General features: G+C 52.6%; 10 protein-coding genes. 1 reads left to right on the top strand and 9 read right to left on the bottom strand.

Going from position 1 to position 12,353, the window contains the following annotated elements:
- Positions 1-241 precede the first annotated feature (241 nt).
- A complete protein-coding gene (locus tag NXT00_RS02835) occupies positions 242-1,942 on the top strand; it encodes an ABC transporter family substrate-binding protein (protein WP_259077457.1) in 1,701 nt (566 codons plus the stop codon).
- 58 nt (positions 1,943-2,000) lie between these two features.
- On the opposite strand, the gene NXT00_RS02830 is transcribed toward NXT00_RS02835, so the two are convergent.
- From NXT00_RS02830 to NXT00_RS02790, 9 genes are all read right to left on the bottom strand, one after another.
- On the bottom strand, positions 2,001-2,552 hold the full coding sequence (locus NXT00_RS02830) for a DUF421 domain-containing protein (protein WP_259077460.1): 552 nt from the start codon (positions 2,550-2,552) through the stop codon (positions 2,001-2,003).
- Between the two features lie 230 nt (positions 2,553-2,782).
- Complete coding sequence (gene tuf, locus NXT00_RS02825) at positions 2,783-3,973, bottom strand: elongation factor Tu (RefSeq protein ID WP_259077461.1); 1,191 nt, start codon at positions 3,971-3,973, stop codon at positions 2,783-2,785.
- Positions 3,974-4,289: 316 nt separating this feature from the next.
- Positions 4,290-6,362 (bottom strand): elongation factor G, encoded by a 2,073-nt coding sequence (gene fusA, locus NXT00_RS02820; RefSeq protein ID WP_259077795.1) that lies wholly within the window; start codon positions 6,360-6,362, stop codon positions 4,290-4,292.
- Positions 6,363-6,505: 143 nt separating this feature from the next.
- Entirely contained in the window at positions 6,506-6,973 is a 468-nt protein-coding gene (gene rpsG / locus NXT00_RS02815; protein ID WP_259077463.1) for a 30S ribosomal protein S7, read from the bottom strand.
- A gap of 3 nt (positions 6,974-6,976) precedes the next feature.
- The gene (gene rpsL / locus NXT00_RS02810) at positions 6,977-7,348 is read right to left on the bottom strand and encodes a 30S ribosomal protein S12 (protein WP_025251882.1); all 372 of its coding nucleotides are present in this window, start codon (positions 7,346-7,348) and stop codon (positions 6,977-6,979) included.
- Between the two features lie 277 nt (positions 7,349-7,625).
- Positions 7,626-8,345 carry a hypothetical protein gene (locus NXT00_RS02805; RefSeq protein ID WP_259077465.1) on the bottom strand — a complete coding sequence of 240 codons (720 nt, stop codon included), beginning with the start codon at positions 8,343-8,345 and terminating at the stop codon, positions 7,626-7,628.
- A gap of 75 nt (positions 8,346-8,420) precedes the next feature.
- On the bottom strand, positions 8,421-9,275 hold the full coding sequence (locus NXT00_RS02800) for a sugar ABC transporter permease (RefSeq protein ID WP_396124724.1): 855 nt from the start codon (positions 9,273-9,275) through the stop codon (positions 8,421-8,423).
- Between the two features lie 29 nt (positions 9,276-9,304).
- Positions 9,305-10,660, bottom strand: coding sequence for a carbohydrate ABC transporter permease (locus NXT00_RS02795; RefSeq protein ID WP_259077469.1), 1,356 nt, complete (start codon positions 10,658-10,660; stop codon positions 9,305-9,307).
- A gap of 158 nt (positions 10,661-10,818) precedes the next feature.
- Positions 10,819-12,063 (bottom strand): extracellular solute-binding protein, encoded by a 1,245-nt coding sequence (locus tag NXT00_RS02790; protein ID WP_259077472.1) that lies wholly within the window; start codon positions 12,061-12,063, stop codon positions 10,819-10,821.
- Between the last annotated feature and the right edge of the window lie 290 nt (positions 12,064-12,353).

The raw sequence follows: 12,353 nt of genomic DNA, 5'->3' as shown, positions 1-12,353 counted from the left end.
TTATAAAGTATCAGCAATATACATGAGTACTAAGATCCTGGCACCACCTCTATAGTTTGCTTAGAGAGCGAAAAGGTTTCTGCACGAGGTTGCGGTCGATTGATCCGTCGTATCGCAGTCTCGTGCAGAGATTTTCTTCATCATGAGAAAGGCTCTGGACTCACGGGCATGATAACCCGGTGCCCTCTTGACGTCCGCTTATACCCACCCTCACACGATCAATGAAGGAGATTTTTTCCTTATGAAGAAGAATATCCGCATTGCAACGATGGCTGCGCTATCTGTTGCTGCTCTGACCCTCGGTGCGTGCGCCGACGGTGCCACCACGGGCACTGGCTCCCAATCAGCCTCCGGCCAAGGCTCAGCCGAGTTCGAGATCAAGGCTGCTGGCGATTATAACCCGCTCGAGCGCGATCAGATCAAGGATGGCGGCGAGCTGGTCTTGCCTATCTCAGAAATTCCCGAGCAACTCAATCGTTTCCACGGTAATAGCTCGGCTGATACAACCAGGATCTGGCGCTATTTCAACCCACAGATCGCCCTCTTCGACGGTGATGGCACCTGGCACGCCAATCCCGCCTACCTCACTGATGTCAAGGACGATATCGTAGATGGGAATTTGGTACTCACCTGGGATATTCACCCTGATGCAACCTTCAACGACGGTACCCCCATTGACTGGACCGCCTTTGAGAACACCTGGAAGATGAATAACGGCTCTAACCCTCAGGTGGTTCCTAGCGGCACCGATGGCTATGAGCGCATTTCCGCTGTCACCCGGGGTGACGATGATAAGCAAGTAATCATCACCTTCGATGGCACCTACCCGTGGTGGCAGGGCTTGTTTAACTCGATCCTGCACCCAAAGGTTAACGATCCCGCGACTTTCAATGAGAGCTATATCAACACTCTGCATCCTGAATGGGGTGCCGGTCCATTCATCGTGGACAGCTTCGACCCGAACGCCAATACCGTAACCTTCGTTCGCAATGATAAGTGGTGGGGCGAGACCGCCAAACTTGAGAAGCTGACGCTGCGCGCCATGGAGAATTTGGCAACGATCAATGCCTTCAAAGCTGGCGAGATCGATGCCGCCGGCGTGAGCAGCAAAGACAACCTTGCCACCGCTCGCGGGCTGGGTGATGCTATTGATATTCGTTCCTCGGTACTTACCTCCAATGCTTTGATGATGCTCAACGCTCAGGCACCACAACTGGGCGATATTAAAGTTCGCGAGGCTATTGTGAAGGGCATCGACCGCGCACTAATCTCAGAGATCCGTTTCAATGGTCTGGACTATACTGAGGAGCTGCCAGGCTCACTGACCTATTTCACCTTCCAGCCGGGCTACGAAGATAACTTTAGTTCTGTGGGGGCTTTCGACCCAGAAAAGTCTCAAGCGTTGCTCGACGAAGCTGGGTGGGTTGCTGGTAGCGATGGAATCCGCGAGAAGGATGGCCAAAAGTTCAGCATCCGCTATACCATGCTGGGCGACTCCGCAATTGATAAGGCATTTGCCTCTGCTTTGCAGAAAATGATGAAGGATATTGGTGTGGATCTTTCCATCCAAGAGCGCCCGTCATCTGATTTCTCAAAGATTATGGCCGCCAAGGACTTCGATCTCTTCTTCCTTAGCTTTAGGTCTTCTGATCCTTTTGGAGCCGCGTACTTCGGTCAGCTCTATAATACCGACTCCGAGCTGAATATCTCGGGCACGGGTTCTGCTGAACTCGATGCCAAGATTGACAAGCTCCAAAAGCTACCCACCGCTGAGGAGCAAATTAAGGAAGCGAATAAACTAGAAGAGGAAGCTTTTGCTACCTACGGTGTTGTCCCTATGTACAACGGACCTCAAATGGTTGGCGTAAAGAAGGGTTTGGCTAACTTCGGCGCCACCGCTTTCGCTGATCTTCCGGTAGAGAATATCGGCTGGGCTAAGTAATAAGATTCTTTTTTAGTATTCTCCTGTCGGCATAATGCCGGCAGGAGAATTTCTCTATTTAGGGGTAGAGATACTCCACACCAGCCACCCCTTTGAGAAGATCGGGATCTACGGGAATACCGACCTTGAAAACTGTAAGGTCCCCGGTTGGTTCTAGAATCATCAGCTGCACCATAGAGAGTGTCGGTATACCTGCTCTGCGTAGTGCAGAGCGAATATCAGAGGGGGATACATGAGTTTTGCGTAGCTGATCGTCGATCATCTCTCCGTTGGCGACGATGACCTGGGGGTGGCTATTGATGACTCGCTTGATATACCGACCGTCGCGGATCATCCCAAAAATGGATTCCATGACCATAAGCGTGCCGAGTCCCACTATTCCCGCCATTAAAGTGGGCGGGTGACCGATAACTGCACGTCCTGCCACCGCTCCAAACATGACAATAACAACGGCATCGAAGGTGTGCATCTTGGAGAGCACCCGGGCTCCAAAAATCCGAACCAATACGATAAAGCCGAGGTAGGTAAAAATCCCCGAAAGAATCACCACGGGGATACGCCAGGGATCGATCGTTAACTGCTCGTACATATAGAGCCTTAATTGGTCCATAAAAACTCAGCTTAGCAGCCTTTGGTATAAGCGCTTGATCAGTTTCATCAAGCCCGTTATGGGCCTGGAAGACATCACCAGCAATCTGAAATCTTAGCCTGGGAGGTTCAGCATTTCTGAGCGTTATAATCTCGCAGAAGTAAATGCCTGTAGGAATGCCAAAAACCGCCCCATCCCCTAAGCGGAGATAAGGCGGTGATTAGTGCGCACCTTTTAGGGTGCGGTGATCATTACTTGATGATCTTGGTAACGCGGCCGGCGCCAACGGTACGGGAGCCCTCGCGAATAGCGAAGCGCAGGCCCTCGTCCATAGCAACAGGCTGGATCAGGGTGACGGACATGTCGACGTTGTCGCCAGGCATAACCATCTCGGTGCCCTCAGGAAGCTTCACAACACCGGTCACGTCGGTGGTGCGGAAGTAGAACTGTGGACGGTAGTTGTCGAAGAATGGGGTGTGGCGGCCGCCTTCGTCCTTGGAGAGAACGTAGACAGAGCCCTCGAACTCGGTGTGAGGAGTATAAGCGCCTGGCTTTACAACAACCTGGCCGCGCTCAACGTCTTCGCGCTTGATGCCGCGGAGAAGAAGACCGCAGTTGTCGCCAGCTTCGGTGTAGTCAAGGAGCTTACGGAACATCTCGATACCGGTAACGGTGGTGGAGGTGCTCTTCTCGCGGATACCGATGATCTCAACATCCTCGTTAACCTTGAGCTGACCGCGCTCGACACGACCGGTGACCACGGTGCCACGGCCGGTAATGGTGAAGATATCCTCGATAGGCATGAGGAATGGCTTGTCGGTCTCGCGCTCTGGGTCTGGGATGGACTCGTCGCAGGCGTTCATGAGCTCAACGATGGACTCGGTCCACTTAGCGTCGCCCTCGAGAGCCTTCAAAGCGGAGATGTGAACGATAGGAGCTTCCTCATCGTAATCCTGCTCAGCGAGAAGTTCGCGAACTTCCATCTCCACGAGCTCGATAATTTCCTCATCATCGACCATATCGCACTTGTTAAGAGCAACGAGGATATAAGGAACGCCAACCTGGCGAGCAAGAAGAACGTGCTCACGGGTCTGAGGCATGGGGCCGTCAGTTGCAGCTACAACGAGGATAGCGCCGTCCATCTGGGCAGCACCGGTGATCATATTCTTGATGTAGTCGGCGTGACCTGGAGCGTCAACGTGAGCGTAGTGGCGCTTCTCGGTCTGGTACTCAACGTGGGAAATGTTGATGGTAATGCCGCGCTCTTTTTCCTCAGGTGCCTTATCAATGGCATCGAAGGCGAAAGCCTGGTTCAGATCTGGGTAAGTATCAGCCAGAACCTTGGTGATAGCAGCGGTAGTAGTGGTCTTACCGTGGTCAACGTGACCAATGGTACCAATATTTACGTGGGGTTTAGTGCGCTCAAACTTGGCCTTTGCCACAGTGTGTCCTCCTGGACTTTTCGTGGTGGCCACGAACCTCGCAGCCACAAAAATTGATGGTGCTGATCCTTCTCACCTCGGGGATGATCTGGCGCTCAGCGATTACTTATGCCAGTTACATGATCCTAAGGTTCCACCGCATTTTTTTCAAACCGCTAGTGAAATCTCGTGGATATAGGATCTACTAGGGTAACGGCCACCTTAAGCCACTTTTAGAATTATATCTAAGAAAAATGACTCAAGGAAGCCACTACCCTAGTTACCCAGATAGCCTCCCATGTACTGGACTTTCAACGGAGGCTACCTGGGTGAGCGTCTAGCTACCGTTGCGCTCCGCGATAATCTCGGCGGATACGCTCGCAGGAACCTCAGCGTAGGAATCGAAAATCATCGAGTAATTGGCACGACCCTGGGTCTTAGAACGCAGGTCACCAACATAACCGAACATCTCCGATAGCGGCACACGTGCCTTAACAACCTTCGCACCGGCGCGGTCATCCATGGCGTTGACTTGACCACGGCGGGAGTTGATATCGCCGATCACGTCGCCCATATACTCTTCCGGAGTGATCACTTCGACGGCCATCACTGGCTCGAGCAGGACTGGCTTTGCCTTAGCAATGCCTTCCTTGAGAGCCTGGGAACCAGCCAATTTGAAGGCCATTTCAGAGGAGTCAACGTCGTGGTAGGCGCCGTCGAGCAGCGTGGCCTTGATATTAACCAAGGGGTAGCCAGCGAGGTAACCGTACTGCATGGCATCTTGGATACCTGCGTCGACGGACGGGATATACTCGCGAGGCACGCGACCACCGGTCACGGCATTCTCGAAAGCATAGGTAGCAGATTGGCCCTCTTCGAGGGTCTCTGGGTCTGGGGTATAAGGTTCGAAGGCAACAATGACCTTTGCAAACTGGCCGGAGCCACCGGTCTGCTTCTTGTGGGTGTACTCCACACGATCGACGGCCTTGCGGATGGTCTCGCGGTAAGCAACCTGGGGGTTACCAACGTTAGCTTCCACCTTGAATTCGCGCTTCATGCGGTCCACCAGAACATCTAGGTGGAGCTCGCCCATACCACCGATAACGGTCTGGCCGGTTTCGTCGTCGAGTTCCACGGTGAAGGTTGGATCCTCTTCAGCGAGCTTTTGAATAGCAACGCCGAGCTTCTCCTGGTCAGACTTGGTCTTAGGCTCGATGGATACCTTGATCACAGGATCCGGGAAGTCCATGGACTCCAAGATGATCTGGTTATTGGCATCGCAGAGGGTATCACCGGTGGTGGTTTCCTTGAGCCCGATGAAAGCGTAGATATTTCCAGCGCGAGCCTGGTCGACAGGGTTCTCCTTGTTGGCGTGCATCTGGAAGAGCTTGCCAATGCGCTCCTTCTTGCTCTTTGTGGAGTTAGCAACCTGGGTGCCAGGCTCCACAATGCCGGAGTAGACGCGCACGAAGGTGAGCTTACCGAAGAAGGGGTGAACGGCGATCTTGAAAGCGAGAGCGGAGAAAGGCTCGTCGATAGAAGGCTTACGGGAGACCTTGGTGGACTCGTCGCCCACAGCGTGGCCGATCACTTCGCCAATATCGAGAGGATTCGGGAGGTAATCAATGACGGCATCGAGCAAAGGCTGAACGCCCTTATTGCGGTAAGCAGTACCGCAAAGCACTGGATAAACCTCAGAGGCAACGGTCAGCTTACGGATCGCAGCCTTGATCTCCTCAACGCTGAGTTCTTCACCGCTGAAGTACTTGTCCATGAGGGATTCATCGGACTCAGCAACGGTTTCGAGCAGCTTCTCGCGGTACTCCTCAGCCTTCTCTTGCAGATCAGCTGGGATTTCCTCGATGGTTGGCTCAGCGCCTGTCTCGACTTTGCCGCGCCAGGTAATAGCCTTCATCTCGAGCAGATCAACAACACCGTCGAAATCATCTTCTGCGCCGATCGGCAGCTGCAAAACCAATGGCTTGGCGCCGAGGCGGTCGATGATGGTTTGCACGGTGTAGTAGAAGTCAGCACCGAGCTTGTCCATCTTGTTGATGAAGCAGATACGAGGAACATCGTATTTAGCGGCCTGACGCCACACCTGCTCGGACTGGGGCTCTACGCCCTCTTTGCCGTCGAAAACGGCTACGGCACCGTCAAGCACGCGCAAGGAACGCTCCACCTCAACGGTGAAGTCAACGTGACCTGGGGTGTCGATGATATTAACCTGATTGCCATTCCAGAAACAGGTCACAGCAGCGGAGGTAATGGTGATGCCGCGCTCTTTTTCCTGCTCCATCCAGTCGGTGGTCGAGGCGCCATCGTGGGTCTCGCCTACCTTGCGGTTGATACCGGTATAGAAGAGGATACGCTCGGTGGTGGTGGTCTTACCGGCATCGATGTGAGCCATGATGCCGATATTGCGGACCTTGTGGAGGTCCTTAAGCACTTCTTGTGGTGCCACGGTATTCCTAACTTATGTAGCTGAAGGGATAATAGTTCTAATAGTAATCCACATATTGGGCGCCTTAATAGCGCCCGCAAGCGTTAAGATTACCAGCGGTAATGAGCGAAGGCACGGTTAGCCTCAGCCATTTTGTGGGTATCCTCACGACGCTTCACAGAAGCACCCAAACCGTTTGCGGCATCGAGGATCTCGTTAGCAAGACGCTCAATCATGGTGTTCTCACGACGCTGACGAGTGAAGGTCACCAACCAGCGCAGGGCGAGAGTATTGGCGCGAGCGGCACGAACCTCAACAGGAACCTGGTAGGTAGCGCCACCGACACGACGGGAGCGAACCTCGAACTCAGGCTTGATATTGCCCAGTGCCTTTTCCAAGGTGAGCACCGGATCGGTGCCGGTCTTTTCCTTGCACTTATCAAGGGCACCATACACGATGCGCTCGGCAGTGGACTTCTTGCCATCAAGAAGGACTTTATTAACCAGCTGGGTCACAACTTCGGATCCGTAGACTGGATCCTTGATAACTGGACGCTTGGGAGCTGCATTCTTACGCATTGTTTACTTCTCCTTCTTTGCGCCGTAACGGGAACGGGCCTGCTTACGGTCCTTCACACCCTGAGTATCGAGGGCGCCACGGATGATCTTGTAGCGAACACCTGGGAGGTCCTTCACACGACCGCCACGCACGAGCACCATGGAGTGCTCTTGGAGGTTGTGGCCCTCACCTGGGATATAAGCGGAAACCTCGATGCCGGAGGTTAGGCGCACACGGGCGACCTTACGCAGAGCGGAGTTAGGCTTCTTAGGGGTGGTGGTGTACACACGGGTGCACACGCCACGACGCTGAGGGGAACCCTTTAAAGCTGCAGTTTTTACCTTTGCAGTCTTATCATGGCGACCCTTGCGGACCAGCTGCTGAATAGTTGGCATGAACAGTCTTTCTCTTCGATTGATCCTCATCCATCCGGAGGAGGAAATTTCGCTCACTATCTGGAATTTTCTTGACGATTGCGACAATCCCTATATGCCCCTAAACAAACAAAAATAGGGGCTCTTTCCGGGGCCGCTACCGTTTTTCTTGAAGAATCTTGAAGATCTAACTAATTGCTAGAATCCAGGCTCCCAGTAGACACTGGGCAAAATTCCAAGACTCCCACATATGGGACTATTGGACACTCTAGTCCCATGGACATGGGCTCGTCAAATTCTAAAACCCAGCAATGATCAGTGCCACCGGGTAGGCCGCTAGTATCCACGCGGGTGGAAACTGCGGCTCAATCTCCACGCTAGGGGCACGGTAGTGCAAAAAGACCACACCGAAAGCCGGAGCGACGGCAAAGGTAGCGCCCATTAAGGCCGCGGAGAGCATCATAGTATTTTCGCGGCCTTTGAGGTAGAAGAATACGAGGAAGAACACAAGGAGGATAGCCCCTGGCACGAACCCACTAAAACGCACTCCCAGTTGGGCAATAAACGCCCATAATAAAGCGGCCACGATTATGGCCACGGCCACTAGCGGACGCGAGCGCACCTTTTTAGACTTCAGCGCTTGGTAGCAAATGATGCACAATACAAAAGCCCAAACAAAACTCTGGGAACGCATATCGATCAGCCGCCCACTACGGGCAAAATCCTCTGCACATTCACTCACAACGCTTAGCCCTAGGGTCAACAAAACAAGGTCCCGCGTAACCGTAAGATGCTCAAGTGCAATAAGGAAACAAAAGGCCAGAAGTGGATAGGCGGCCCAGCTGAGGATCTCAAGGATGATCACAAAAGAAAGATTCCCAAAACTCGCTTGGGCAATATCCGGTACCAAGCGACGCTCGATACCGAGGCTGATCACGTGGAAAAGCAAGAAGATGCTCGCAATGATGAGAAGGCCGCGGATTTTGAGCCCTTTGGCTGCGAAATTACTGGTCATCATAGCCCCTAATCATAGTAATGAAGGGCGCCTTACTTATATATAGTAAGGCGCCCTGAAAAAATCTGTGCGCTATTCTTAGCCCTTGACGGAGCCCGCCATAGACTCCTGATAGTAGCGCTGCATGACGATGAAGAGGATCACGATAGGAATCGAAACGCACACTGCACCAGCAGCGAACCGAGCGAACCAATCGTGGATATACTCCTTCTCCAGCATCTTCCACAACCCAAGAGCTACCGTGTAGTTATCCTGGGTGCGTGCGATTGCCTTTGCCAGCACGAAGTCAAGCCATGGTACCAGGAAGCCAATAATAGCTTGGTAGACAATCATGGGCTTGGCAATAGGCAAAATGATCATATAGAAGACCTGCCACCGCGAGCAGCCATCTAGATAAGCAGCCTCATCCAAGGACTTAGGAATGGTGTCCATATAGCCCTTCATGATGTAGAAGCCCATACCGGAGCCAGCGGAGTAGACGATGATCAAGGCGATATTGGTCATCGAACCACCCGTAAGACCCATGGCCTTCAAAATGAAGTAAATAGCAACGACGGCCATAATGCCTGGGAACATGCCCAAGGTCAGCGCGAGGTTCATATAAACCTTGCGGAACCTAAAGCGCATCCGCGAGAGGGAGAACGAGACGATCAAGACGAAGAATACCGAAATCAGCATGGTGAATACCGCGATGACAAAGGTATTGAGGAACATCCTCGGGAAATCGAGAACATCGCGTTCGGTAAAGAGCGCAATATAGTTATCGAAGGTGTACTCCGTGGGGAAGAAAGTCGAGGAATAAGGTGCCGTATTCTTATTAAAAGAGTTGGCAAAAATCCAGATAATGGGCATGACCCAGATTATGGAGAGCGTGCCTAATAATGCGTAGCTTAAGATATCCCCCACCCGGCGGGCAGCCCGCTGGTCGGTCATCTTGGCATCAGTGTGATCAAGGGTCTTACTCACTGGAAACCCTCCTCATTGCGGTAAGAGCCGGAACGGCGATAGGTAATTAACGCCACGGTGGACAAAACGATGAAGGTCAAGATACCGATGACGGCACCAATATTGTAGTCGCCCTTGTCCACAGTGAGCTTGTACAACCAGGTAATCAAGAGGTCAGTCTTACCAGCCGAGGCTCCGACTGGGGTCGGATCACCACCGGAGAGCAGGTAGATAACGTTGAAGTTGTTCACATTGGCCGTGAAGGTAGTAATGAGGTACGGGGTCATCACGAACAACATATAGGGCATGGTGACACTGCGGAAGGTCTGCCACCAGCTGGCGCCGTCGAGGCGCGCTGCCTCGTAGAGCTCACCGGGAATATTCTGCAGAATGCCGGTGACCTGCATGATGGTATAAGGAATACCGATCCAAAGGTTGATAACAATCACCGTGACACGGGCCCAGGTGGTATCGGTAAAAAATGGCAGTGCCGAATCGATGAGACCATAATCGAGTAGCAACCGGTTGATAGCACCCTGAGGCTGCAGCATAGAGCGCAGCACCAATAGCGATACGAACTGTGGAACAGCTACCGAGAGCGAGAAAATCGCCCGCCAGAAGGATTTACCGCGGGTGGTACGGCGGTTAATCACCATAGCCAAGAACATGCCCAAGAAGTAGTTCAAGAAAGTAGCGAAGAAAGCCCAGACGAGGGTCCAGATCAACACACCAATGAACAGGTTAAAGTTCACTTGGCCGCCGTCGTTGCTAAATACTTGTCCGAAGTTTTCGAAACCGACCCACTTGAAGTTTTGGGAATTATTGGAATCGAAGCTGGTAAATGCCATCGAAATCATGAAGATCAGTGGCAAGACGGTGAAGATGAGAATGCCGGCAGTTGGCAAGGTCATAAACAGAATAGGTGCATCTGTATTCAGCAGTGCTTTCAGATCGCCCTTGAAGCTACGAGCTTGACCGTAGTTTTCAATCTGTACCTGAGCTTTGAAGGCGCTGCGCAAAGCGATGGTGGCAAACCATAAGAAGGCGAGGACTCCGACGACGGAGACAATGCCGTTTAGCAGCACAACGATCGATGGCTCTGAGGTGACGTAGGTCCAGAAACCGTCTACCTTCACCCGGGTTTGACCGCCCTCGCCACCAAGCTCGGGCAGCGCAGCGATCTTAGAAAAGCCTTTGGTAATAAAGAGAGTGACGCTTAAGATCTCGATGGCCAGCAGCATCACACCTTTGACGTACTGCTTGCGCGCGAGATTGCCTAAACCGAAGACAAAAAGGGATAGCTTGGTGAGGATATCGCCATCGCTCCACGCTTGCCCAATCTTGAACTCGGCTTCTTGGCCGCGGTGCTTCATTGGAATTCTCCTTTGTGAAAAGAGGGGTACTCCCAGCGTCGTCAGTATCTCGATTCGACAAAAGCCCTGAAGCAGATCGTGCTATGAAGGCAGAGCGCTTCAGGGCTTTTTATCAAGTAGCTATCGAACTACTTGGAAGCTAGGAAAAACGTGCAGCCTTATTTGTAGGCGCTGAACCAGGCTTCGGTCTTCTCAGCTGCATTAGCCTCGGTGACCTCACCGTTAGCAAGAGCCTTGCCGAAGTTATCAGCGGGCTCCCAGAAATCGCTCATCTCTTTGAAGGTAGGCTGCAGCACGGAGGCATTAGCAACGGTCTCGAAGAGAGCGACGGCCACTGGATCCTGAGAAATCTCGGGGTCATCAACGAGGGTCTTATCAGCAGGGATCACACCGTTGAGCTGGTAGTGAGCCTTCTGAGACTCGCTGGAGGCGAGGAACTGAGCGAATTTAGCAGCTTCAACCTGGTTCTTAGAGGTTGGGTTATAACCCACAGCCTTAGAACCGGAGAAGGCCTTGATCTGCACATCTGCACCGTTGAGCTTGTAGGTTGGCAGAGCAGCGACAGCGTAGTCATCGCCTAGAGCCTCTTCAGCGGCCTGCGCATCCCAGGCGCCGGAGAAGACCACGTCGACGGAGCCGTTTGCGAGTCCGCCCATGCCGGCGCCATCAGCGTCGTTAATGAAGTTCGGGTTCTTGGCAACGCCTGCGAGGTACTCGGTAACGGCGGCTGCGTTATCGCCGGCCTTAATGCCGTCAGCCTCATCCAGGCCGTCAGCACCAAAGAACGTGGTTCCAGCACCTGCATAGAAGCCTGAGAGGTACCACGAGTTAGAGATTGGGAAGGAAACCTTAGCCTTGTCCAACATGGTGTCGAAGCTCTTGACATCTTCGGTGCTCAGCTTGGACTTGTTGTAGTACATGAACCAGGTATTTGGCTCATAAGGCAGCCCGTAGAACTCTCCATCGCTACCCACGACGGAGTCAGCCAGGGACTTTTCAGCCTGCATATCGAGCTGTGCCTTGCCATCGTCGGACAGTGCGCCAATAGCATTAGCAGCCATCAGCGAGCCGAGCTGATCGTTGGCGAATACGTACACGTCAGCAGCAGCGGATGGGTCCTGGGTCACGGTGGTAGCAGCATCAGCCGAGGACACCACGGAGTTCTTCCAGGTGATATTCAGATCTGGATTAGCCTCTTCATAAGCCTTCTCCATGGACTGTAGCCAGGCATCGGAGTTGGTCTGATCTTCTTGGGAGGTCCATACGGTTAAGGTGATATCGCTGCCGGATGCGGAACCTGCGGCATCATTGGTCGAAGCGTCGTCATTAGAGCAAGCAACCAGGCTAGCGGAGCCCAAGGCCACAGCAATTACTGCTGCGAAGGCTTTGCGAGTGTTCAGCACTGTACAAACACCACTTTCTTGTAGAAGATTCTCTCCACTTTTGAACAAAAGGGAGAACTTTTAAGATATGTGCGATATGCAATGTTCTTTTTCCTACCAAAGGAAAAGGATCCTGCTAAAGCTCAATAATCATATCTAAACACAGCGCACCACCTGAACAAAGACGAAGAAGGCTGTTAGCAGAGCATGAAGGGGGCTTATGCTGTGAATTTAGAATCACGTCTGCTAAAAAAATGAAGATAATCACATTTTGACCCGCAGTTAGTCACAGTAAAGCCCCCTTCCGTCGC

It is taken from the genome of Corynebacterium sp. ES2715-CONJ3, assembly GCF_024814365.1.
Lineage (GTDB): Bacteria > Actinomycetota > Actinomycetes > Mycobacteriales > Mycobacteriaceae > Corynebacterium.
This window is presented reverse-complemented; position numbering and strand designations above follow the sequence as displayed.